The following is a 25727-nucleotide window of genomic DNA, read 5'->3' as shown; positions in this document are numbered from 1 at the left end:
AATGTCCTGAACGGTCAGAGAAAGCCGATGGCCTTGAGGTGGTCGCAGCCCCTGCGCAACAGCGCCGGGTCCTTGTGCGGGTACTGCTCGCCCATCGCCTCCACACCCTGGCGTGCGTTCTCGTGACAAATCATCGTGATGTCGCTGATGTCTTCTGCGAGGTTATCCAGGTAGAAGCCCAGCACGCCAAACAGCGCGTTATCGGGGCCTACCGTTCGCAGCTCTGTCTGCCACTGCGCAACGCTCACTCGCTCGAAGCAGTGGCCTGCCTGACTGAATGCATCAAGGTAGTGATCCCAGCTCAAAGGCTGTGGGTTGTGCAGGTTGAATACGTTTCGTCTCGCAACAAAGCGGCCGCAGTGAAACGCAACAAAACGGGCAAAGAAGTCCACCGGCATCAGGTCGAAGTTCACCTGCAGGCGCGGCGCCAGGCCCAATTGCAACGAACCCTTGAGCATCATCATCAGGCGGTTGTTTTGCGGCTTGCAGACGCCGTTGCGGCTATTGAAAGCGATGTTTCCCGGGCGATAGATGTTCACCCATGCGCCTTGCTCGGCTGCACGCCCCAGCAAGCGTTCGGCGACCCACTTGGAGAGGTTGTAGCCATTCTTGAGGTAGAGCGGCAATGTGGTTGCAGCCGGCGTTTCAAGGATGTGTCCCTGGGCGTCGACACTGCTGCAGGCCGACAGGGTCGAGATGAAATTGAAGACTTTCTTGCAGTGGGTTTCACACAGGCGCAGGCACTCACGTATCGGTTCGACGTTGTCCTGGGCGAGTGAGGCGTAATCCATCACATGATTGACCCGCGCCGCGTTGTGCACCAAGACCCCGTGGTTACGGGCGAGGTGCTCATACACATCGCTGGCCAGGCCCAGCCGCGGCAAGCCCATATTGGCGGCATATACCTGCACCCGACTCAAATCCAGATGTTCCAGCCGGTACTCGCGCAATGCCTGGGTGAACCGCGTCGTCGCCGACTGCCCCGGCTGTTCACGCACCAGGCATGCCACCTCCTGCACACCGCCGGCCAACAAGGCTTCGACGAGGTGCACGCCGACAAAACTGTTGGCGCCCGTGACAATCACCTTGCGCGGATCGCCAGCGCGGTCCTCATGCAGCGTTTCTATATTCAGCGCTTGCGACGCATCCTTTTCCACCTGGCCTGACAGTGCATGCGGCAGTGCGCCGTCTTCCATGAGCACGCAGAGCGTACGAATTGTCGGCGCTTCAAAGAAGCTGCTCAGTGAAACGCTACGGCCAAACGCTTTGCGCAGACGCAGCAGCAGGGTAGACAGCAGAATGGAATGACCGCCCAGGTTGAAAAACCCATCGTCGATGGAAATGTCGCCATCCGGCACCGCCAACAACTCGCTCCACAGCGCCACCAACCGCATTTGCAGAGGCGTTCGTGCAGCATTGCAGTCGTTGCGCGCAGTTGCATGTTTCGGTATCGCCAGCAATGCCTGGCGGTCGATCTTGCCGTGGTGAGTGCGCGGCAGAGTGGGTAATTCTGTCCACACCTCGGGCTGCATGTAGGTCGGCAGCCATTGCCGCGCATGGTGCTTGAGGCCCGCCATGGTGGCGCCTGGTTCGGGTTGGGCGGCAAAGCTGAGGATCCTGCGGTCAGGATCAATCAACACCGCCACTTGGCGAAACAGCCGACTGCTGCGCAGGCATTGCTCAATCTCCTGGGGCTCGACCCGAAAGCCGCGGATTTTTACCTGATCATCCCGCCGACCGCCCAGTTCGATACCGTCGGCCGTCCATTTCGCCCGGTCGCCACTGCGGTATGCCCTCACCGATCGGCCGCCCGGCAGTGTCAGCTCAACAAACGGGCTGTCGGCCCCTTGCGGCGCGCTCACATACCCAAGGCCCAGGCCAGGGCCGACGATATACAGATCGCCCATCACCTGTTCATCCACCGGGTGCAGGTCGTCGTCGAGGATCAGCACCTGGCTGTTGGCAATGGGGCGGCCAAGATTGCGTGTGCTGTCACCGGGCTGGAACGTTCGGTGGGTGACCAGTACCGTCGTTTCGGTAGGGCCGTAGAAATTGTGCAGGTGGCATTGGCTCGCCAGGCATTCGATCACATGCGGCTCGCAGGCATCGCCGCCCGTCATCAAGTGAGTCAAACCCAAGGGCTGATCCAGCGGCAGAATGCTCAGCAGCGCCGGCGGCAGAAACGCGTGGCTGATGCCCTGTTGGCGAATCAGCTCGACCAGTTGCTGAGGATCGTGCCGTTGGCGCTCGCTCGGGACGATCAACTCGGCGCCGGCTATCAGGGCAGGGAAGATGTCGATCAGCGATGAGTCAAAACTGAGCGGCGAAAACTGCAGCACGCGGCTGTGCTCGTCCAACGACATACAGGCGCCAAGCCAGGCGGTGAAATGCGCAAGGTTGTGTTGGCTGAGCAGTACGCCTTTCGGTTGGCCGGTCGTGCCTGAGGTGAAAAGCGCCACGCAGGGCGCCTCGCTGCTGGGACGATGCTGCATCAGCGGGCGTGTGATGTCGGCACAGGTCGGGTCGACAGTGCTGACATTCAGGGTAACGAAATCGCCGCGCAAAGGGTGCTGACCCTCTACCACCAACACCTTGGCGTTGCTGCTTCGCAGCATGGTGCGCTGGCGTTGCGGCGGATGATCCGGTGCCAGTGGCAGGTACACCGCGCCGCAACCCAGCACCGCCAGAATGCTGGCATACAGATCAACGGATTTTTCCAGGCACACGCCGATCACGGTTGGCGTCTGCGCGTGTTCCAGCAGGGGGCGCAGGCCTTGCTGGATCGACACGGCGCGATCCAGTAATTGACGGTAGGTCAGCACGCTGCCCGCGATGTTCAGCGCCGGTCGTTCAGCAAAGGAATGAAGGCTGGCCTGTAACCGTTCGATCATCGGCACCTGGGCAGCCTGTAGCAGTGGCGGCTGCGCGGTACGGTTGAATCGATGCAGGAACGCCAACCCATCCAGCCCTTGCAGGCCTTGCTCAGGCCAGGCATTAGCGACGCTTGTTGCCGAAAAAAACGTAGGGTCTCGCGAGAATTGGCTGACCAGTGAGGCTACCCATTCCACCAGGGCATTCGTCGCTTGTCGGCGCAATCGCTCGCCGTTGCCGCTGGGCTCCTCGGTAATATCGCGTATCGCCAGTAAGCGACGGGTCTGGTCATAGCAGCGCAATTGCACCGCAGGAAGCCCGTGTTCAGACACCGGGCCAATGCCCAGTCGCAGGCTGATCCGCTGGGTTCTATCGGCAGGCACGCGCAGCGGTTGGCTGCCGTCTTCAATCATGACGTCGAGGGACTTCGTCGCGGTGACGTGTCCGTACTGCTCCAGCGTTTGCCTGATCGCTTCCAAGGCTTTGCTGGTGCCGCTCCATCCCATGTTCAAGCGCCTCATGGCTGCCTCCCCGATTCGGGTAAATAGGCGCTCAGGGCCAGGGCGACGCTCGGGGTGTGCAGCACACCGCTGTGGTGCAGAAAACCCATGATATTGCCGAGCAGCGGGTGTTGGCGGGTGATGGGAAAGTGCAGCGCTGCGACTTCGTCCTCAAGCGCACGGCGAACGTCGGCGCCGACGTCCAGGTGTTCGATCAACTGCAGATCGAAAGCTTTCTGCAGATCGTTGGTCAGGTAATGCGTCAAGAACACCGGCAGGGTAGCCGCGATGCTGTCGCGGTCGGCCGGGTTTGCCGACTGCCAGTAGATACGCACCAGGTGGGTCCAGAACTGTGCGTGGCGGCCTTCATCAAACAGGTGGTCGGCCATCAAGCCGCGTATGGACGGTTTGACGCTGTCATCTTTGGCAAACGCCGCGACGTCATGGGTGATGGTGTTCTCGGCGATAGCCACGCCAATCAATTCCACGGCATCACGCAGGTGCGGCGGCGCCAGCGCCTGGGCTGCGGGCAAGGCATGGCTCAGCTCGATTTGGCCGGGCAAGTCGAGCGGTTGCAGGCCCGTCATGGCCACGGTCTGTTGCAGGAAATCCAGCGCGACCAGCGCGTGGTAATCCTCATCGACCACGACGGTCATTGCGTCGTAGCGACAGGCGAGGGGGAAGGACAGCGAGAAGCGATTCTTGGCAATGCTGCGAGCGGTCTTGTCGACGATCTCGGTTTCGAAGATCACCACGTCATTGAGGAATTTGTAGAAGCTTTGCACCAGCACGAAGTCGCGCCACTGCGAGCAATGCTCCAGGAAAGTCGCGCTCAGCACCAGGGGCTGGCGGCTCGCGGGATAGATCAGCCTGTCGTCGTTTTCCAGCATGCGCCGCGGACGTGTTCGCAGGGTTGCACGGCGTTCCCAGTCATCGGCGAAGGAGCGATAGTCGGCGGCGTTCATGGCTGCCTCTCTTGCAGCGAGGCGCGCACGTCGTCCCAGAAGCGGAGGCGGCTGTGCACGGCGCCCAGAGCGATTTCATCGGCCTGGCGTTGGCGAGTCGGGTCTGTACCGATCAGGCGCTGAAGTAGCAGCTCTGCGGCGGGCCCATGCCCTTGCGTGTCCAGTTCGATGTGACGGTTCAAGTAGTAGCAGAAGGTCGGCGCCTGGTGGCCCTTGAATACATCGCCGCGCAGAATGCACGCGAACATGGTGGGAATGACACTCTCGCGTCCATGCAGGAAGGCGGACGCTACGCCGTGGGTGGGCGCGTTCAAGGCGATCTGCAACGTGCTTTCGACAAAGCGGGCTACGCCTGGCGGCGCATCGACCTGATGCAAGGCCGCGCTGGCTTCGGTCCCTTGACGCTGCAGCTCAATGAAGCGCCGGACGACGCGGGTGTCAGCGCCTACTTCGGCCATCGCTTGCAGGTACAGGTCGAAATGGCTGCAATGGCCCTGTGCGGGGTGTGCGTCGGACTCTTCGCCGAGCACGATTTCGTTGATGAGGCGTGCCGCTTGCGGGTCGAGGGGCGGCAGCCAGGGTAATTGCGTGCAGCTCAGGTCCTGCTGCAAGCGTTTGGTCAGGCTCATGAAGTCCCAAACGGCAAATACATGGTGTTGCATAAAACGCTGTAACTTGGTCAATGAAGTTATTTCTTTAAATAACGGATGGCTGCACAGCTGCAGTTTCTTTTGTTCAAGTAAGTGTTGATGCATGGTTGATGCCTATAAGTTATTGCGACTGCTCTGAAAACAGTGTTGGGATTTATAACCGGGCGTGCAGGCGTGGCGCATAGCCAGACCCCGCGCGCAGTAAGAACGCGACTAGACTGCGCAGCAAAATGAAGTGTTTGTTGTATGAGGCAGCGATAGTAAGCTGATTAAACGTTTGCGCGAGATGGTGAAAGTATTAGATATTTTTTCGAAATACAGTTTGTTGTAAGTAACTTGCTTGAATGGAAGTGGGACGTTTCTTTAAGTTAGCCGGGCATCAATAAATAGGCGATGTATACCGTGGGGCCCTTCCGCACAGAAAGGGGCCTTCACCGTATAAGGATCTACAAAACGCGTGGTCAAACTTACTGCGTGTCGAGTGTTGCGGCGGCTTCAAGACCGTTGAGGTAGGTGGAGATGACCTCCATGCCGCGCATCAGGTGGTTGCGCAACGTCAGGATGCTTTCGTCGGTTTTCTTCTGGGCCACCAGGCTCAGCAGTTCACGGTGATCTTCCTGGGACGTCTCGCCCAGCCCCATCGCTTCGAGGTTGAAGCGCAGAAAGCGTTCTTCCTCGTTCAAGCCGTGTTCAACCAACTTGAGCAAACGCTGGTTGGGTGCCTTGCTATAAAGCGCCATGTGAAACAGACGATTGAGACGGCCGATCTCGGCGTAATCTTTCTCCTGCTCCAGCGCTTTGATCAAGGCGTCGGCTTCGGCAATGTCGGCGTCGGTAAGCAACGGGATCGACAGGCGCAGCGCTTCGGATTCCAGCAGCATGCGCAGGGCATAGGTTTCAGCTGAATTGTCTTCGATCAACGGCGCAACCACGGCGCCCTTGTGCGTCACCACATGCAGCAAAGACTGGGCTTCCAGCTGGCGCAAAGCTTCGCGCACGGGCATGCGGCTGACACCGAACAGGCTGGCGAGCTCTTGCTGGCGCATCGCGGTACCACAGGGCAGTCGACCGTCGAGAATGGCATTGCGCAGGGTTTCTTCAATAACGGCGCGGGCAAGGTGGGCGGGAATAGGCCCGCTGATTTTGATGCTGCTTAACGGGTTCGGCTTCTGCGTCACGGTTACGCTATCCTCCTTATTGTTGAATGGAGTGTGTTTAATTGGATCCAATGCACACTAAAGATGGCCCACACGCTTGTCAAACAGCCAAAGTTTCCGTTTGTAAGGGCTTACAAGCTGTACTTTGTGCATCCCACAGCGGCGGGTCATGAACTTCGCCCCCGTATGAATGATTGCACTGTGCCATTGTTTTTTGTCGGTTGAGGCTTCACCATCCTTTGAAATTCCGTCTCTCTTCACGGACTGAACGCCTTGGCGGTAAGTTTTATTCCCTCTCGAATCCTTAGCTGGCTATTTTCAGCGATTCTGTTGGCTGGCTTGATGCTCGGCGGGCTGCATGCCGATTGGGATTTCTCTCAGATCAGCCGCAAAGCCACCGCCTTGTACGGGCCGCTGGGTGAGGGCCAGCAGCGGATTGACGCCTGGCAGCGGTTGCTCGCGACCCAAAAGCAGGTCGACGAGCAGGAGCAACTCAAGGTCGTCAATCTGTTCTTCAACAAGCAAATGACGTACGTGGAAGACATCGACCTGTGGCACGTGGTCGATTATTGGGAGACGCCCATCGAAGCCCTGTGGAAAGGTGCCGGAGATTGTGAAGACTATGCAATCGCCAAGTATTTCAGCCTGCGTCACCTGGGCGTTTCCAGCGACAAATTGCGCATTACCTACGTCAAGGCCTTGCGGCAGAATCGCGCGCACATGGTGCTGACGTATTATTCGACCCCGAACGCCATCCCGCTGGTGCTCGATAGCCTGATGGACGAGATCCTGCCGGCCACCCGCCGTACCGACCTGATTCCCGTGTATTCCTTCAACGCCGAGGGTTTGTACCTGCCCGGCGCCAAGGGCAACACGAAAGTCGGTGATACCAAACGCTTGTCGCGCTGGCAGGATGTGTTGAGAAAAATGCGTGCCGAAGGCTTCCCGGCCGAGCCTGCCAACTAGGAGTAACTGATCGGATGTCTCTGTTCAAACAACTATTGATCGCAATCTGTCTGTTCCTGGTGGTCGCCTTCAGTGGCAGCTTCATGGTCAGCCTGGAAAGCTCGCGCACCCAATACGTCAACCAGCTTCGCTCCCACGCGCAGGATGCGGCGACCGCACTGGCATTGTCGCTGACGCCCAATATCGACGACCCGGCCATGGTCGAACTGCTGGTCAGCTCGATCTTCGACAGCGGCTATTACGCAAGCATCCGCGTGGTGGACCTGGCCACGGATAAAACCATCGTCGAGCGCAGCGGCATTCCCGACAACAACGGTGTGCCCAACTGGTTCGTGAAATTGATCGGCCTGGAGCCGGCGGGTGGCGATGCGCTGGTCAATCGCGGCTGGGAGCAGGCGGCGCGCGTGGAGGTGGTCAGTCACCCGATGTTCGCCTTGGCCAAACTCTGGCAAAGCGCCCTGGGCAGCCTCGGCTGGCTGTTGCTGTGCGGCGCGGTCAGTGCGGTGCTTGGCGCGTTGTTGCTGCGTCGGCAGTTGAAGCCATTGGACTACATGGTCAAGCAGTCCCACGCCATTGCCCGTCGCGAGTTTCTCAGCTTGCCCGACCTGCCGCGCACGCCGGAACTGCGCCGCGTAGTGCAGGCCATGAACCAGATGGTGGAAAAGCTCAAGGCGCTGTTCCAGGAGCAGGCCGAGCGCAGCGAAAAGCTGCGCATCGAGTCCTATCAAGACAACCTCACCGGCCTCGCCAACCGGCGTTATTTCGAAATGCAGCTCAACGCCCGCGTGAGTAACCCGGAAGAGACCAGCTCCGGCTATCTGCTGCTGCTGCGGGTCAAGGACCTGGCCGGCCTCAACCAGCGCCTCGGGGGCCAGCGTACCGACCAATTGCTGCAAGCGGTCGGCGAACAGCTGCTGCGCGAGTGCGAGCCGTACCCGGAAACCCACAACCTCGTCACCCGTATCCGCGGCGGTGAGTTTGCGGTGCTGGCACCGGGGCTGGTGCGCGAAGAAGCGCTGCAACTGGCGCAGAACCTTGAGACCACGTTGCTCAGCCTGCAGGCCACTGGCGCCAGTGATGTCACGCCAGTTGCCTATATCGGCCTGGCACCGTTCAACCATGGTGACTCGCCTCAAGCGTTGTTGACCCTGGCTGACCAAGCCCTGGCCCAGGCCGAAGGGCAGGGCGACACCAGCTGGGTGTGCCTGGACCATAGCGCCGCCGCCAGCGTCGGCGACGATCACCATGCGTGGCACACACTGCTCGACCAGGCCCTGACCCAGCAGCGTTTCCAGCTGTACTTCCAACCGGTCGTCGCCAGCCAGGACCCGCAACTGGTCTTGCACTACAAAGTGCTGTCGCGCTTGCAGGATGAAGACGGCCACACGATACCTGCCGGGCGTTTCCTGCCGTGGCTTGAGCGCTTCGGCTGGACGGCGCGCCTGGACCGCTTGATGCTCGAGCAGGTACTCAAGCAAATGGCCGGCCACAGCCATAGCCTGGCGCTGAACCTGTCTGCCGCGACCTTGCAGGATGCTCAGGCGCTGAATCGGATTTTTGAGCTGCTGCGCCAGCACAGCAACCTGGGCCCGCGCCTGACCCTGGAAATCGGTGAAGAACAATTGCCGGAGCAGGCGCTGCTGGAGCAGTTGACCCAGCGCCTGCGCGAGCTGGGCTTCTCTCTGAGCCTGCAGCGCTTTGGTGGGCGTTTCAGCATGATCGGCAACCTTGCACGGCTGGGCCTGGCGTACCTGAAAATCGACGGCAGCTACATCCGCGCCATCGATCAGGAAAGCGATAAACGCCTGTTTATCGAGGCGATCCAGCGTGCGGCCCACAGCATCGACTTGCCGTTGATTGCCGAGCGCGTGGAAACCGAAGGGGAGCTGAAGGTGATTCGCGAGATGGGGATTTTCGGTGTGCAGGGGCAGCTATTCGGTGAACCGGCGCCCTGGAAATAATCCAAACCTAACGGGCACTCGCTTGTGTGGGAGCTGGCTTGCCTGCGATAGCATCACTTCGGTCCGCCTGATACACCGAGGTGCCTGCATCGCAGGCAAGCCAGCGCCCACAAAAGCCTACCCCGGTTTAGATTCGGTTTGCCTAACTAAATCAGATCAACCCAGTCTCTTCATCATTGATCAGGTGGCTCAACCCGCCCAACGCTTCCCGCGCGTGGGTACGGTCCATCAGCTTGGCCTGCGCCGCCGGCGGCAGGTCCGTCACGCTGATCACGCCCTTGCGCGTCAGCACCTGAATCAAGTCGTCCAGCACCCGAATCATCTCCAGGTCACTTTGCTTGAGCTGTGCCAGGCTGGTTTCCACCACTTCGTTGGCGTACCAGGCCTGGATCTCATGGTGATCGGCCGGCAGGGTCTCAGTTGATTCGGCAAAGGCGGCGGCCTCCACGCGACTCAGTGCACCCTGTGCATCACGTTGCACGTAAAACATAAGAAACCCTCGAAAATGAGCCACACGCGTTCACCAGCATAGGTCAATGGTGTGTTTATGAGCGCGAGTATGCGATGCAACCGCCCGTAAGAGCCAGTAACGCATCAGCCAAATAAATCGGCCGCCCGAGTGGGCGGCCGGTTCATCGCGTCTTAGGCGGTGTGATCGATCTTGATGGTCGGGTCGGCACCACTGATCAGCGAGTTGATGCTGGTGTGAGACCAATCGTTGCCTTCCAGCTTGATCGTCACATCGGCATTGGCCACGCCGCCAGCCGCGTTGAGCTTGCCTTCACTGCTGATTTGCAGGGTCGACACGCCGTCTACCGTGGTGATCTTGAGGTAGTTGTCGATGGTGCTGTCTGTCTCACCCTTCAACAGATCCTTGAGATCGATCCGGTCACCTTCCGAGGCTTTAAAGTCCTTGATCACATCGTTGCCCAAGTCACCCGCTTTCCACACGAAGGTGTCGGCACCCGAACCACCGATCAGGATGTCGTTGCCCTGGCCGCCGATCAAGGTGTCGTCACCGGTGCCGCCCAGCAGGATGTCATTGCCTTTGCCGCCGTCCAGGTAGTCATTGCCGCCCTGGCCGAACAGGATGTCATCACCCGCGCCGCCCAACAGTGTGTCGTTGCCGTCTTTGGCGCCGGACACGTCGAAGTCGGCATAGTGCTCGGTCACGTACTGGTGCACGTTCGAGGTGGTCACCGCCGTGACCGCCACGCCGGTCTTCTGTGCAACAAAGGCCTGCAGTGCGTTGTAACCCTCACCGGTAATACCGCTGAAGCTCACCAGGTCGCCGAAGATGATGTCGTTGCCGTCACCCCCGTTGATGGTGTCGTTGCCCGGCAGCGTTGCCTCGGTGTGGCCGAGGATGGCGTTGGCCAGGTCCTTCGGATCGATGTTGCTTTGCGGCTTGCCATCGCTGTCGTACGGCCGGAGGTCATTGAGGCTGACGTCGCCGTTGATACCGATGGCTTCTACCGCCGACAAGCCTTTGAGCAGTGCAAAGCCGCTGCTGGAGTTGTTTGTGGTCGCTGTGCTGGTGCTGCTGCCACTGCCGTCGAGGTAGGAGACTTCAAACGTGCCGTCACCCTGGGCGTGCACGGTGCCGATCACGCCATTGTCGTACCAGCCGCCACTGCGGACCTGTACCCATTGGTGCAATTGGCCGCGGCTGTCGATCAACTGCAGGTTAGTGCCGTTGACGTTGATGCTGAACGTGTTACCCAGCACATAGTTGTTGGTGCTGATGTAGTCGTCCAAGCGACCATCGGTGACGCCGCTGTTGTAGAAGTCAGTGACCACCGGGTTGGTCTGCTCGCCGTTCTGGAAGTACGTCGGCTGGCCGTCGGTGATGAAGTAGGTCAGGTTGGTCGCGCCGGTGTTGCCAGTCGCCAGGCCGCTCTGGAAGAAGTTGGCCGTGGTCTTGAACACGTCTTCATAGTTGGTACCGCCGCCCGACACCATCGAGTCCAGCACTGCCTTGAGCAACGTCAGGGCGTTTGGATCGTTGAGGTTGATGGCGACCGACTTGTTCACCTGGGTATCGAAATCCGCCAGGAAGATATTCACAGTCCCCGACGTGTTGGCGCCCAGGCTGTCTTTGAGCGAGTTGAACACCGAGGTCAACGAAGCCTTCGCGGCGTTGACCGACGCGGTGCTCATGCTGCCGGAACTGTCCACCATGAACGCGATGTTGTAGTTCTTGCCCTGCACCACGTTCAGGCCGCCGATATCGGCCACGACGATGTCGTTGCCATCGGTGCCGGTAATCGCGTCACTGCCCGAGGTGCCCGTGATCGAGCTGTAGGTGGCCGGGTACACCGTCACCGGCAATTGCGCGGTGGTGATGGCCGAACCGCCGAGGCTTTCGGTGGACGTCGAGGTGACGGTCAGGTTGAACTGGCCGCTGTAGTAGGTCGGCGGCTTGATGGTCAGGGTGCTCAGGTCCCAGCCGGTGACGTTGACTTCGCCCACGGTTTTGGTCGCGGTGAAGGTGTGCCCGGAAGCGTCGGTGAGCACGGAGCCTGCCGGTACGCCGCTGATCTTCACGCTCAGGGTTTCCGAGCCGTCGGTATCGGTCAGCGCGGTGGTGACCTTGGACAGCTTCACAGTGCCGTTTTCCTGGCCTTCGTTGAGCTTGTAGCCCACGTAGTAACCGTCACCGTTGCTGCCATGCAGGTCGGACACGGTCACGCCGGCGTTGGTCAGGTCAGTGACGCCGGTGTACAGCGCTGCGCCGCTGGTGCTCAGGTCTGTGGCCGCTGCGCCGTTGATCGACAGGTTGACGTCATAGCTGCCCGGGCCGGACTGGTTGGCGTGGTAAATCTCGATGCTGTAGTAGCCGCTGACGGTCGGCGTAATCGAGCCGCTGAACTTGCCACTGTTGGTGCCCCATTGCGCGCTGGCCACGTCTTTGCCGCCGACGTTGATCACCAGGCTGTCATCGCCGGTGCCGCTGAAGGTGTAGGACTTGCCGGCTTCCATGTACATCAGGCCGGAGATCTTCGAGCCCGCACCTGCCGCCACGTTGGCGGTGGATTCGACGTTGGTCACAATCGCGCTGCTGTTCGGCGTGCCGGCGTTATCAATGGCGTTTTTCAGGTCGGCCGGGGCCGCGCCGTTACCGTTGGTGCCGATACCGGCGATGCTGTTCCAGCTTTGCTTGAGCAAGCCCACCGAATTGACGTTGTTGTCAGCCACATTCAGGGTCGGTGCGTCGGCGACCGGCGTGATATCGACTTTCACCGTGGCGCTGGTGCCCAGGTCCTTGCCGTCGGTAGGCTGGAACTTGAACTGCGCGTAATCGGCCTGCTTGTTGCCAATGCCGGTGCCGCCATAACCGTCGGTGCCGGACTCGTTGGCGTTGGGCATAAAGCGCAACTGGCCGCCGTCGATCTGCGCCTTGGTGAAGGTCTGGCCAGCGGTCACGTTGGTCCAGGTGGAGCCGTCGGCCGCCAGGTATTGCAGCTTGCCGGCCACCGGCAGGTCGGTGATTTTCACGCCAAGGCTGGCTTGTGGCGAGTCCACATCGGTCACGCCGAAGTTGGCCCAGGTCAGGGCCAGCGGCGTGTCTTCGGTGCCGGTCACGGCGCTGCCGGTTGCCACTGGCGCATCGTTGACCGCCACGACATTGACCGTGGCGGTAGCGACGTTGGAGTAATTGCCGCCATCGGTCACGGTCACGGTGATGGTCCGTGGCGTGGTGCTCGGGTCGTGGCTGTTGTTGGTGAACGTGATGTTCTTGATCTGCTGCATGTAGTCAGCCAGCGACGCCGTACCGGTCAGGGTCAGCGTGATCTTGCCGGTGGCAGGGTCTGTGGTCGGGGTCACAGTGATGCCGGTAACGCCTGCGTAGTTCAGCGAATCGCCCTGCTGAGTGTTGGTCAAGACCACGGTGGCGCCGGTCAGTTGAGTGCTGTCCGGATCGGTAATCTTGATGTCGGTATCAGCAATCGACACGCCCGTGCCGCCTTCGGTGAACGAGGTCTTGTAGTCGGCACCGGTGGCGCCGCTGGAGTTGTTGGCATCCAGGTCGATGACCGGCGGCGCGTCGTTGTCGATGATGTTGGTGCTGACGCTGCCATTGCCGACCACCAGGTTTTCGAAGTTGCCGCCGGTGGTTTTATCGATGGTGATGACGATCGTTTCTGTCGGCTCGGTGATCTTGTCGTCGATCGTGCCGATGGTGAACGGCACGCTGCTGGCGCCGGCCGGGATCTTCACGGTGTACACCCCGGTGAAGTCCGAGCCGTCGGTGGCGGTGCCGCTGTACTTGAGCGTCACGGTCACATCGGTTTGCGCCGGGTTGCTCAGGGTCAGGGTGTAGTTCGCCGTGCCGCCTTCAGTCACCGACGCGTCGCCGGTAATGCTGATGGTGGTGTTGTTGATCACATCCGTCACCTTGGTGGTCACGGTGCTGCCGTCGACGATCAAATGCTCGTACTTGTCGCCGCCGCTGACCACGCCGGTGATCTTGGCGGTCACGTCGTTGGCGCCGACATACGCATCGTTAGGCGCAGTGGCGGTCGCGGTGTTGCTGGACTGGCCGTTGCCGATGGTAATGGTCGAGCCGTTATCCAACTTCACCACCAGGTCGGAACCGACGTTGGTTACGGCATTGCCGTTCTTGTCGACCAAGGACGCGGTGTAGGTGATCTGGCCGCCTTCGCTGACCGAGCCGTTGGCTTTGAGCGACACGGTCACGTCATCGATGGTGTCGTTGACGACGGTGGTCGCGCCGCCTGGGGTGATGGTCACGCCCTCGAAATTACCGCCGGTAGTGCCGGTGATCTTCACGGTCTGGGTGCTTTTGTCGATGAACACGTCATCGCCTGGTGCATTGACGGTCACCTGGCCGACCAGGGAGTCCTTGGCGATCTTGATCGTGGCGCCGTTATCCAGGGTGACCACCATGTCGCTGCCGGCCTTGTTGCTCAAGGTGGCGGTGTAGGTGATGGTGCCGCCTTCGTTGACCGCACTTGGCGCGCTCAGGGTCACGGTCGTCAGGTCGGTGGTGCCCGGTGTGTCGTATACGGTGGTGCTCACCGGATCCTTGACCGGCACCAGGTTCTCGAACTGCTCACCACCGGTGACGCCCTTGATGGCCGCAGTCACCGTCTGGTTGCCGGCGTACACATCGTTAGGCGCGACAACGGTGGCCGTGCTGGAACTCTGGCCGTCGGCAATGCTGATGGTCTTGCCGTTATCCAGCTCGACCACCACAGTTTTGCCGACGTTATTGACGGCATGACCGTCTTTGTCGACCAGGGTGGCGGTGTAGACGATGTTGCCTTTCTCGCCGACGCTGCCGGTGGCGGTCAGGAGGATTCTCACCGTATCAATGGTGTCGTTGACCACGGTGGTGGCGCCGCCTGGCGTCACGCTGAGGTTTTCGAAATTGCCGCCGGTCGTGCCGGCGATCTTGACGGTCTGGGTGCTCTTGTCGATGAACACGTCATCGCCTGGCGCATTGACGGTCACCTGGCCGACCAGGGAATCCTTGGCAATCTTGATCGTCGAGCCGTTATCCAGGGTGATCACCATGTCGCTGCCAGCCTTGTTGCTCAAGGTGGCGGTGTAGGTGATGGTGCCGCCTTCGTTGACTTCGCTTGGCGCGCTCAGGGTCACGGTGGTGGTGTCGATCGAGTCGGTAATCGTGGTGGTGGCTGGCGCTGGGTTGGTCGCCAGATTCTCGAAGTTGCCACCGGTGGCGTTGGTTATCGTCGTGTTGACGGTCGAACCATTGTTGTAAACATCGTTAGCCGGGGTTTCAAACACCACCGAGCCTGCAGATTTACCGGCTTCGATGACGATGGTCTGGCCATTGCTCAGCGTCACGGTGACCGGAGTTTGCGCCGGGTTAGTCAGCGTAGCGGTGTAAGTGATATTGCCGCCCTCAACAACCGAGTTATCGGCAGTCAGAGTGACGGTAGTGGTGTCGATCGAGTCGGTGATGGTGGTCACCGCTGGCGCTGGGTTGGTTGCCAGGTTCTCGAAGTTACCACCAGTGGCGTTGGTGATCGTCGTGTTGACGGTCGAACCGTTGTTGTAGACGTCGTTGGCTGGGGTTTCGAAAACCACAGTTCCGCTGGACTTGCCCGCTTCGATGTTGATCGTCTGGCCGTTGCTCAAGGTAACCGTCACAGCGGTTTGAGCTGGGTTGGTCAGCGTGGCGGTGTAGGTGATGTTGCCGCCTTCAACGACCGAAGGATCTGCCGTCAGAGTGACGGTGGTGGTATCGATCGAGTCGGTGATGGTAGTGGTCGCTGGCGCTGGGTTGGTTGCCAGGTTTTCGAAGTTACCGCCAGTGGCGTTGGTGATCGTCGTGTTGACGGTCGAACCATTGTTGTAAACGTCGTTGGCCGGAGTTTCGAAAACCACAGTTCCGCTGGACTTGCCCGCTTCGATGTTGATCGTCTGGCCGTTGCTCAGCGTGACCGTCACAGCGGTCTGTGCCGGGTTGGTCAGCGTGGCGGTGTAAGTGATGTTGCCGCCTTCAACGACGGATGGATCTGCCGTCAGAGTGACGGTGGTGGTGTCGATCGAATCGGTAATCGTGGTGGTCGCTGGCGCAGGATTGGTTGCCAGATTTTCGAAGTTACCGCCGGTGGCGTTGGTGATCGTCGTATTGACGGTCGAACCATTGTTGTAGACGTCGTTTGCCGGAGTTTCGAAAACCACAGATCCGCTGGACTTGCCCGCTTCGATGTTGATCGCCTGGCCGTTGCTCAAGGTAACCGTCACAGCGGTTTGCGCTGGGTTGGTCAGAGTGGCGGTGTAAGTGATGTTGCCGCCTTCAACGACCGATGAGTCCGCCGTCAGCGTGACGGTGGTGGTATCGATCGAGTCGGTGATGGTGGTCACTGCTGGCGCTGGGTTGGTTGCCAGGTTTTCGAAGTTACCGCCAGTGGCATTGGTGATCGTCGTGTTGACGGTCGAGCCGTTTTTGTAGACGTCGTTGGCCGGAGTTTCGAAGACTACCGAACCCGCAGATTTACCGGCTTCGATGACGATGGTCTGACCATTAGAAAGCGTCACAGTCACCGGAGTTTGCGCCGGGTTAGTCAGCGTAGCGGTGTAAGTAATGTTGCCGCCTTCAACGACCGATTGATCAGCCGTCAAAGTGACGGTGGTGGTGTCGATCGAATCAGTAATCGTGGTGGTCGCTGGCGCTGGGTTGGTCGCCAGGTTTTCAAAGTTGCCGCCAGTTGCACCGGCAATAGTGGTGCTAACGGTGGAACCGTTGTTGTAAACGTCGTTAGCCGGGGTTTCGAAAACTACCGTTCCGCTGGACTTGCCGGCTTCGATGTTGATCGTCTGGCCGTTGCTCAAGGTAACCGTCACAGCAGTTTGCGCTGGATTGGTCAACGTGGCGGTGTAAGTAATGTTGCCGCCCTCAACGACCGATGGATCAGCCGTCAAAGTGACGGTAGTAGTGTCGATCGAGTCGGTGATGGTGGTCACTGCTGGCGCTGGGTTTGTTGCCAGATTTTCGAAGTTGCCACCGGTGGCGTTGGTGATCGTCGTGTTGACGGTCGAGCCGTTGTTGTAGACGTCGTTGGCCGCGGTTTCGAAAACCACAGTTCCGCTGGACTTGCCCGCTTCGATGTTGATCGTCTGGCCGTTGCTCAGCGTCACGGTTACCGCGGTTTGCGCTGGGTTGGTCAACGTGGCGGTGTAGGTGATGTTGCCGCCTTCAACGACCGATTGATCAGCCGTCAAAGTGACGGTGGTGGTGTCGATCGAATCAGTAATCGTGGTGGTCGCTGGCGCAGGATTGGTTGCCAGATTTTCGAAATTACCGCCAGTGGCGTTGGTGATCGTCGTGTTGACGGTCGAACCGTTGTTGTAAACGTCGTTAGCCGGGGTTTCGAAAACCACAGTTCCGCTGGACTTGCCCGCTTCGATGTTGATCGTCTGGCCGTTGCTCAGCGTCACGGTTACCGCGGTTTGCGCTGGGTTGGTCAGCGTAGCGGTGTAGGTGATGTTGCCGCCTTCAACGACCGATTGATCAGCCGTCAAAGTGACGGTGGTGGTGTCGATCGAATCAGTAATCGTGGTGGTCGCTGGCGCTGGGTTGGTCGCCAGGTTCTCGAAGTTACCGCCAGTGGCATTGGTGATCGTCGTGTTGACGGTCGAACCATTGTTGTAAACGTCGTTAGCTGGAGTCTCAAACACTACAGTGCCGCTGGACTTGCCGGCTTCGATGTTGATCGTCTGACCGTTGCTCAGCGTGACCGTCACAGCGGTTTGCGCAGGGTTGGTCAGCGTGGCGGTGTAAGTAATGTTGCCGCCTTCAACGACGGATGGATCTGCCGTCAGCGTGACGGTGGTGGTATCGATCGAATCGGTAATCGTGGTGGTCGCTGGCGCAGGATTGGTTGCCAGATTTTCGAAGTTACCACCAGTGGCGTTGGTGATCGTCGTATTGACGGTCGAACCGTTGTTGTAGACGTCGTTGGCCGGAGTTTCAAACACCACCGAGCCTGCAGATTTACCGGCTTCGATGACGATGGTCTGGCCATTAGAAAGCGTCACCGTCACAGCAGTTTGTGCTGGATTGGTCAACGTCGCGGTGTAAGTGATGTTGCCGCCCTCAACAACCGAGTTATCGGCAGTCAGGGTAACGGTAGTGGTATCGATCGAATCGGTGATCGTGGTGACTGCTGGCGCAGTGCTCGGCACCAGGTTCTCAAAGTTGCCGCCAGTTGCACCGGCAATAGTGGTGCTAACGGTGGAACCGTTGTTGTAGACGTCGTTAGCTGGAGTCTCGAAAACTACAGTGCCGCTGGACTTGCCTGCTTCGATGTTGATCGTCTGGCCGTTGCTCAGCGTCACGGTTACCGCGGTTTGCGCTGGGTTGGTCAGCGTGGCGGTGTAGGTGATGTTGCCGCCTTCAACAACCGATGGGTCCGCCGTCAGAGTGACGGTGGTGGTGTCGATCGAATCGGTGATCGTGGTGGTGGCTGGCGCTGGGTTTGTTGCCAGATTCTCGAAGTTGCCACCGGTGGCGTTGGTGATCGTCGTGTTGACGGTCGAGCCGTTGTTGTAAACGTCGTTAGCCGGGGTTTCGAAAACTACAGTTCCGCTGGACTTGCCCGCTTCGATATTGATCGTCTGACCGTTGCTCAGCGTGACCGTCACAGCGGTTTGCGCAGGGTTTGTCAGCGTAGCGGTGTAGGTGATGTTGCCGCCTTCAACAACCGATGGGTCCGCCGTCAGGGTGACGGTAGTGGTGTCGATCGAATCGGTGATCGTGGTGGTCGCTGGCGCAGGATTGGTTGCCAGATTTTCGAAGTTACCGCCGGTGGCGTTGGTGATCGTCGTATTGACGGTCGAGCCGTTGTTGTAGACGTCGTTGGCCGGGGTTTCGAAAACCACAGTTCCGCTGGACTTGCCCGCTTCGATGTTGATCGTCTGGCCGTTGCTCAAGGTAACCGTCACAGCGGTTTGCGCTGGATTGGTCAACGTGGCGGTGTAAGTAATGTTGCCGCCCTCAACAACCGAGTTATCAGCAGTCAGAGTGACGGTAGTGGTGTCGATCGAGTCGGTGATGGTGGTCACCGCTGGCGCTGGGTTGGTTGCCAGGTTCTCGAAGTTACCACCAGTGGCGTTGGTGATCGTCGTGTTGACGGTCGAGCCGTTGTTGTAGACGTCGTTAGCCGGGGTTTCGAAAACTACCGTTCCGCTGGACTTGCCTGCTTCGATGTTGATCGTCTGGCCGTTGCTCAAGGTAACCGTCACAGCGGTTTGCGCTGGATTGGTCAACGTGGCGGTGTAAGTAATGTTGCCGCCCTCAACGACCGATGGATCAGCCGTCAAAGTGACGGTAGTGGTGTCGATCGAGTCGGTGATCGTGGTGACTGCTGGCGCTGGGTTTGTTGCCAGATTTTCGAAGTTGCCACCGGTGGCGTTGGTGATCGTCGTGTTGACGGTCGAGCCGTTGTTGTAGACGTCGTTGGCCGGGGTTTCGAAAACCACAGTTCCGCTGGACTTGCCGGCTTCGATGTTGATCGTCTGGCCGTTGCTCAAGGTGACCGTCACAGCGGTTTGCGCTGGATTGGTCAACGTGGCGGTGTAAGTGATGTTGCCGCCTTCAACGACCGAGTTATCGGCAGTCAGAGTGACGGTGGTGGTGTCGATCGAATCGGTAATCGTGGTGGTGGCTGGCGCTGGGTTGGTCGCCAGGTTCTCGAAGTTGCCACCGGTGGCGTTGGTTATCGTCGTGTTGACGGTCGAACCATTGTTGTAAACATCGTTAGCCGGGGTTTCAAACACCACCGAGCCTGCAGATTTACCGGCTTCGATGACGATGGTCTGGCCATTGCTCAGCGTCACGGTGACCGGAGTTTGCGCCGGGTTTGTCAGCGTAGCGGTGTAGGTAATGTTGCCGCCTTCAACGACCGATGGATCAGCCGTCAAAGTGACGGTGGTGGTGTCGATCGAATCAGTAATCGTGGTGGTGGCTGGCGCTGGGTTGGTTGCCAGGTTTTCGAAGTTGCCACCGGTAGCGTTGGTGATCGTCGTATTGACGGTCGAACCGTTGTTGTAGACGTCGTTAGCCGGGGTTTCGAAAACTACAGTTCCGCTGGACTTGCCGGCTTCGATGTTGATCGTCTGACCGTTGCTCAATGTCACGGTAACCGCAGTCTGCGCCGGGTTTGTCAGCGTAGCGGTGTAAGTAATGTTGCCGCCTTCAACGACCGAAGGATCTGCCGTCAGAGTGACAGTGGTGGTGTCGATCGAATCGGTGATCGTGGTGACCGCTGGGGTAGTACCTGGAACCAAGTTCTCAAAGTTACCGCCAGTTGCACTGGTAATAGTGGTGCTGACAGTCGAACCATTGTTGTAGACGTCGTTGGCCGGAGTTTCGAAAACTACAGTTCCGCTGGACTTACCCGCTTCGATATTGATCGTCTGACCGTTGCTCAGCGTGACCGTCACAGCGGTTTGCGCAGGGTTTGTCAGCGTAGCGGTGTAGGTAATGTTGCCGCCTTCAACGACCGATTGATCAGCCGTCAAAGTGACGGTGGTGGTGTCGATCGAATCGGTGATGGTCGTGGTCGCTGGCGCTGGGTTGGTCGCCAGGTTTTCGAAGTTACCGCCGGTAGCGTTGGTAATCGTCGTGTTGACGGTCGAGCCGTTGTTGTAGACGTCGTTGGCCGGAGTTTCGAAGACTACCGAACCCGCAGATTTACCGGCTTCGATGACGATGGTCTGACCATTAGAAAGCGTCACAGTCACCGGAGTTTGCGCCGGGTTAGTCAGCGTAGCGGTGTAAGTAATGTTGCCGCCTTCAACGACCGATTGATCAGCCGTCAAAGTGACGGTAGTGGTGTCGATCGAATCAGTAATCGTGGTGGTCGCTGGCGCTGGGTTGGTCGCCAGGTTCTCGAAGTTACCGCCGGTAGCGTTGGTGATCGTCGTGTTGACGGTCGAGCCGTTGTTGTAAACGTCGTTGGCCGGGGTTTCGAAAACTACAGTTCCGCTGGACTTACCCGCTTCGATATTGATCGTCTGACCATTAGAAAGCGTCACAGTCACCGGAGTTTGCGCCGGGTTAGTCAGCGTAGCGGTGTAAGTAATGTTGCCGCCTTCAACGACCGATGGATCAGCCGTCAGGGTGACGGTGGTGGTGTCGATCGAATCGGTAATCGTGGTGGTGGCTGGCGCTGGGTTGGTCGCCAGATTCTCGAAGTTGCCACCGGTGGCGTTAGTTATCGTCGTGTTGACGGTCGAACCATTGTTGTAAACATCGTTAGCCGGGGTTTCAAACACCACCGAGCCTGCAGATTTACCGGCTTCGATGACGATGGTCTGGCCATTGCTCAGCGTCACGGTGACCGGAGTTTGCGCCGGGTTAGTCAGCGTAGCGGTGTAAGTGATGTTGCCGCCTTCAACGACCGAGTTATCGGCAGTCAAAGTGACGGTGGTGGTGTCGATCGAATCAGTAATCGTGGTGGTCGCTGGCGCTGGGTTGGTCGCCAGGTTCTCGAAGTTGCCGCCGGTAGCGTTGGTAATCGTCGTGTTGACGGTCGAGCCGTTGTTGTAGACGTCGTTGGCCGGAGTTTCGAAAACTACAGTTCCGCTGGACTTGCCCGCTTCGATATTGATCGTCTGACCGTTGCTCAGCGTGACCGTCACAGCAGTTTGTGCTGGATTGGTCAACGTCGCGGTGTAAGTGATGTTGCCGCCTTCAACGACCGAGTTATCGGCAGTCAGAGTGACGGTGGTGGTGTCGATCGAATCGGTAATCGTGGTGGTGGCTGGCGCTGGGTTGGTCGCCAGATTCTCGAAGTTGCCACCGGTGGCGTTAGTTATCGTCGTGTTGACGGTCGAACCATTGTTGTAAACATCGTTAGCCGGGGTTTCAAACACCACCGAGCCTGCAGATTTACCGGCTTCGATGACGATGGTCTGGCCATTGCTCAGCGTCACGGTGACCGGAGTTTGCGCCGGGTTTGTCAGCGTAGCGGTGTAGGTAATGTTGCCGCCTTCAACGACCGATTGATCAGCCGTCAAAGTGACGGTGGTGGTGTCGATCGAGTCGGTGATCGTGGTGGTGGCTGGCGCAGGGTTGGTTGCCAGGTTCTCGAAGTTGCCACCGGTGGCGCTGGTGATCGTCGTGTTGACGGTCGAACCGTTGTTGTAAACGTCGTTAGCTGGGGTTTCGAAAACTACAGTTCCGCTGGACTTGCCTGCTTCGATGTTGATCGTCTGGCCGTTGCTCAAGGTAACCGTCACAGCGGTTTGCGCTGGATTGGTCAACGTGGCGGTGTAAGTAATGTTGCCGCCTTCAACGACCGAGTTATCGGCAGTCAGAGTGACGGTGGTGGTGTCGATCGAATCGGTAATCGTGGTGGTGGCTGGCGCTGGGTTGGTCGCCAGATTCTCGAAGTTGCCACCGGTGGCGTTGGTTATCGTCGTGTTGACGGTCGAACCATTGTTGTAAACATCGTTAGCCGGGGTTTCAAACACCACCGAGCCTGCAGATTTACCGGCTTCGATGACGATGGTCTGGCCATTGCTCAACGTCACGGTAACCGGAGTTTGGGCCGGGTTAGTCAACGTAGCGGTGTAAGTGATGTTGCCGCCTTCAACGACCGATGGGTCCGCCGTCAGGGTGACGGTGGTGGTGTCGATCGAGTCGGTGATGGTGGTAGTCGCTGGTGCTGGGTTAGTCGCCAGGTTCTCGAAGTTACCACCAGTGGCGTTGGTGATCGTTGTGTTGACGGTCGAACCGTTGTTGTAGACATCGTTAGCCGGAGTTTCAAACACCACCGAGCCTGCAGATTTACCGGCTTCGATAACGATGGTCTGGCCATTGCTCAGCGTCACGGTCACCGGAGTCTGCGCCGGGTTGGTCAGCGTAGCGGTGTAGGTAATGTTGCCGCCTTCAACGACCGATTGATCAGCCGTCAAAGTGACGGTGGTGGTGTCGATCGAATCAGTAATCGTGGTGGTGGCTGGCGCTGGGTTTGTTGCCAGGTTTTCGAAGTTGCCACCGGTAGCGTTGGTGATCGTCGTATTGACGGTCGAACCGTTGTTGTAGACGTCGTTAGCCGGAGTCTCAAACACTACAGTGCCGCTGGACTTGCCCGCTTCGATGTTGATCGTCTGACCGTTGCTCAATGTCACGGTAACCGCAGTCTGCGCCGGGTTTGTCAGCGTAGCGGTGTAAGTAATGTTGCCGCCTTCAACGACCGAAGGATCCGCCGTCAGAGTGACAGTGGTGGTGTCGATCGAGTCGGTGATCGTGGTGACCGCTGGGGCAGTACCTGGAACCAAGTTCTCAAAGTTACCGCCAGTTGCACTGCTAATAGTGGTGCTGACAGTCGAACCATTGTTGTAGACGTCGTTGGCCGGAGTTTCAAACACCACCGAGCCCGCAGATTTACCGGCTTCGATAACAATGGTCTGGCCGTTGCTCAAGGTAACCGTCACAGCGGTTTGCGCTGGGTTAGTCAGCGTGGCGGTGTAAGTAATGTTGCCGCCTTCAACGACCGAGTTATCGGCAGTCAGAGTGACGGTAGTGGTATCAATCGAGTCGGTGATCGTGGTGACCGCAGGTGTAGTGCTCGGCACCAAGTTCTCGAAGTTACCGCCGGTGGCGTTGGTGATCGTTGTGTTGACGGTCGAACCGTTGTTGTAGACATCGTTAGCCGGAGTTTCAAACACCACCGAGCCTGCAGATTTACCGGCTTCGATAACGATGGTCTGGCCATTGCTCAGCGTCACGGTGACCGGAGTTTGCGCCGGGTTGGTCAACGTGGCGGTGTAAGTGATATTGCCGCCTTCAACGACCGAGTTATCGGCAGTCAGAGTGACGGTAGTGGTATCAATCGAGTCGGTGATCGTGGTGACCGCAGGTGTAGTGCTCGGCACCAAGTTCTCGAAGTTACCGCCGGTGGCGTTGGTGATCGTTGTGTTGACGGTCGAACCGTTGTTGTAGACATCGTTAGCCGGAGTTTCAAACACCACCGAGCCTGCAGATTTACCGGCTTCGATAACGATGGTCTGGCCATTGCTCAGCGTCACGGTGACCGGAGTTTGCGCCGGGTTGGTCAACGTGGCGGTGTAAGTGATATTGCCGCCTTCAACGACCGAGTTATCGGCAGTCAACGTAACGGTAGTGGTATCAACCGAATCGGTAATCGTAGTGATCGCAGGTGTAGTGCTCGGCACCAAGTTCTCGAAGTTACCGCCAGTTGCACCGGTAATAGTGGTGCTGACAGTCGAACCATTGTTGTAAACGTCGTTAGCCGGGGTTTCAAAGACTACCGAGCCTGCAGATTTGCCGGCTTCGATGACGATGGTCTGGCCATTAGAAAGCGTCACAGTCACCGGCGTCTGCGCAGGGTTGGTCAGTGTTGCGGTGTAAGTGATCTGACCGCCTTCGGTGACAGTCTCGCCCGCCGTCAACGTAACGGTGGTGGTATCAACCGAATCAGTAATCGTAGTGATCGCAGGTGTAGTGCTCGGCACCAAGTTCTCGAAGTTACCGCCAGTTGCACCGGTAATAGTGGTGCTGACAGTCGAACCATTGTTGTAGACGTCGTTAGCCGGAGTTTCAAAGACTACCGAGCCTGCAGATTTGCCGGCTTCGATGACGATGGTCTGGCCATTAGAAAGCGTCACAGTCACCGGCGTCTGCGCAGGATTGGTCAGCGTCGCGGTGTAAGTGATCTGACCGCCTTCGGTGACAGTCTCGCCCGCCGTCAACGTGACGGTGGTGGTGTCGATCGAATCAGTAATCGTAGTGACCGCAGGCGTATTGCTCGGCACCAGATTTTCGAAGTTACCGCCCGTTGCCCCAGTAATAGTGGTGCTGACGGTCGAACCATTGTTGTAAACGTCGTTAGCCGGCGTATCCACCACCACGGTGCCAACCGATTCTCCGGCCTTGATGGTAATCACCGAGCCATTGCTCAAAGTGACCGTCACCGGCGTCTGTGCAGGGTTGGTCAGTGTCGCGGTGTAAGTGATCTGACCGCCTTCGGTGACAGTCTCGCCCGCCGTCAACGTAACAGTGGTGGTATCAACCGAATCAGTAATCGTAGTAACCGCAGGCGCAGTGCTCGGTACCAGATTTTCAAAGTTACCGCCCGTTGCCCCAGTAATAGTGGTGCTGACAGTCGAGCCATTGTTGTAAACGTCGTTAGCCGGCGTATCCACCACCACGGTGCCAACCGATTCTCCGGCCTTGATGGTGATCACCGAGCCATTGCTCAAAGTGACCGTCACCGGCGTCTGCGCAGGATTAGTCAGTGTCGCGGTGTAAGTGATCTGACCGCCTTCGGTCACTGTTCCGTTCGCTGTCAGCGTCACCGTGGTGGTGTCGATGGTATCGGTAATCTGAGTCACGGCCGGATTGGGGTCGAGGGTCAGTACCAGGTTGTTGCCGCCAGTGGTGCCGGTGACGTTGACGCTGATCTGGCTTGGATCGATGTAGGGGCTGTCATTCGGCGCCAGCGGTACGTTGACGGTGCCGGTGGTCTGGCCGGCAATGATGGTGATCACTGCGCCGTTGGACAGCGTGATGTTCAGGTTGCTGGAAGGCGCCTGGGTCACCGTGGCGGTGTAGGTCAGCACGCCGCCGGCTTCGGTGATGCTCGGGGTTGCGCTCAGCGACAGGGTGGACGCCTGCAGCACCAGGTTGCCGCTGTTGTCGGTCGAGCCTTGGGCGCCCGCCAGTTGGGTTTGTGTCGCCGTGGTCTGGCCCAGAGGGCCAGTCGGGAAGCCGATGGTCGGGTCGACACGGCCTGCGGTCGCGTCCAGCACGACGAAGCTGTGGCCGCCGCCCGCGGCGCCGTTACCGGCAGCGGTTGCGCCTGCGGCAGTGGCTTCCAGGTCGGTGGTCGGGTCGGCGCCGGCGGCGATGGCTTGCTGCAGCTCGGCAACCGACGGCGCGGCCTGCTCGGTGGCTGCGGCCAGGCCGAGGCTGGAGTCCGGCATGTCGGCGCTCCATTGGGTATCCCGACCGAGGTCCAGCGTGCGGCCGTCGGCCAGTTCCAGGCTGACCGCGCCGGACATGCCGGTGTCTACCTGGTCGCCCGCGAACAGGCGATCACCTTCAACGAGGACGCGGCGTGTCCCTTCCGGAGAAATAACGAAAACTTGACCAACAATGCTTTTGACGATGGCAACAACACTGCTCATT

General features: G+C 58.9%; 8 protein-coding genes. 2 read left to right on the top strand and 6 right to left on the bottom strand.

Features of this window, described 5'->3' with window-relative positions; genetic code table 11:
• Positions 1-14: 14 nt before the first annotated feature.
• From ACM530_RS09160 to ACM530_RS09145, 4 genes are all read right to left on the bottom strand, one after another.
• Positions 15-3392, bottom strand: coding sequence for an amino acid adenylation domain-containing protein (locus ACM530_RS09160; RefSeq protein WP_416364638.1), 3378 nt, complete (start codon positions 3390-3392; stop codon positions 15-17).
• Positions 3389-4336: a diiron oxygenase gene (locus ACM530_RS09155; RefSeq protein WP_145166192.1), complete on the bottom strand. Its 948-nt coding sequence runs from the start codon at positions 4334-4336 to the stop codon at positions 3389-3391. Before ACM530_RS09155 ends, ACM530_RS09160 begins: the two co-directional genes overlap by 4 nt.
• Positions 4333-5091 carry a DUF3050 domain-containing protein gene (locus tag ACM530_RS09150; protein WP_416364637.1) on the bottom strand — a complete coding sequence of 253 codons (759 nt, stop codon included), beginning with the start codon at positions 5089-5091 and terminating at the stop codon, positions 4333-4335. The genes ACM530_RS09155 and ACM530_RS09150 overlap by 4 nt, the downstream gene beginning before the upstream one ends.
• Before the next feature lie 362 nt (positions 5092-5453).
• Complete coding sequence (locus ACM530_RS09145; RefSeq protein ID WP_242201948.1) at positions 5454-6164, bottom strand: GntR family transcriptional regulator; 711 nt, start codon at positions 6162-6164, stop codon at positions 5454-5456.
• A 252-nt stretch (positions 6165-6416) separates the two neighbouring features.
• On the opposite strand from ACM530_RS09145, the gene lapG reads away from it, so the two are divergent.
• Together lapG and lapD are read left to right on the top strand one after the other, a co-directional pair.
• Positions 6417-7109 carry a cysteine protease LapG gene (gene lapG, locus ACM530_RS09140; protein WP_106580708.1) on the top strand — a complete coding sequence of 231 codons (693 nt, stop codon included), beginning with the start codon at positions 6417-6419 and terminating at the stop codon, positions 7107-7109.
• A 14-nt stretch (positions 7110-7123) separates the two neighbouring features.
• Positions 7124-9070: a cyclic di-GMP receptor LapD gene (lapD, locus tag ACM530_RS09135; RefSeq protein ID WP_262207455.1), complete on the top strand. Its 1947-nt coding sequence runs from the start codon at positions 7124-7126 to the stop codon at positions 9068-9070.
• A 151-nt stretch (positions 9071-9221) separates the two neighbouring features.
• On the opposite strand, the gene ACM530_RS09130 is transcribed toward lapD, so the two are convergent.
• Together ACM530_RS09130 and ACM530_RS09125 are read right to left on the bottom strand one after the other, a co-directional pair.
• Entirely contained in the window at positions 9222-9560 is a 339-nt protein-coding gene (locus ACM530_RS09130; protein WP_016968775.1) for a hypothetical protein, read from the bottom strand.
• Between the two features lie 152 nt (positions 9561-9712).
• Complete coding sequence (locus tag ACM530_RS09125) at positions 9713-25726, bottom strand: LapA family giant adhesin (RefSeq protein ID WP_416364636.1); 16014 nt, start codon at positions 25724-25726, stop codon at positions 9713-9715.
• Position 25727: the final 1 nt, after the last annotated feature.

It is taken from the genome of Pseudomonas sp. NFX183, assembly GCF_047943075.1.
Classification (GTDB): domain Bacteria; phylum Pseudomonadota; class Gammaproteobacteria; order Pseudomonadales; family Pseudomonadaceae; genus Aquipseudomonas.
This window is presented reverse-complemented; position numbering and strand designations above follow the sequence as displayed.

Coding starts and splice junctions, on each gene's coding strand:
- ACM530_RS09160 (WP_416364638.1), bottom strand. CDS start 3,392: ATGAGGCGCTTGAACATGGGATGGAGCGGCACCAGCAAAGCCTTGGAA.
- ACM530_RS09155 (WP_145166192.1), bottom strand. CDS start 4,336: ATGAACGCCGCCGACTATCGCTCCTTCGCCGATGACTGGGAACGCCGT.
- ACM530_RS09150 (WP_416364637.1), bottom strand. CDS start 5,091: ATGCATCAACACTTACTTGAACAAAAGAAACTGCAGCTGTGCAGCCAT.
- lapD (WP_262207455.1), top strand. CDS start 7,124: ATGTCTCTGTTCAAACAACTATTGATCGCAATCTGTCTGTTCCTGGTG.
- ACM530_RS09130 (WP_016968775.1), bottom strand. CDS start 9,560: ATGTTTTACGTGCAACGTGATGCACAGGGTGCACTGAGTCGCGTGGAG.
- ACM530_RS09125 (WP_416364636.1), bottom strand. CDS start 25,726: ATGAGCAGTGTTGTTGCCATCGTCAAAAGCATTGTTGGTCAAGTTTTC.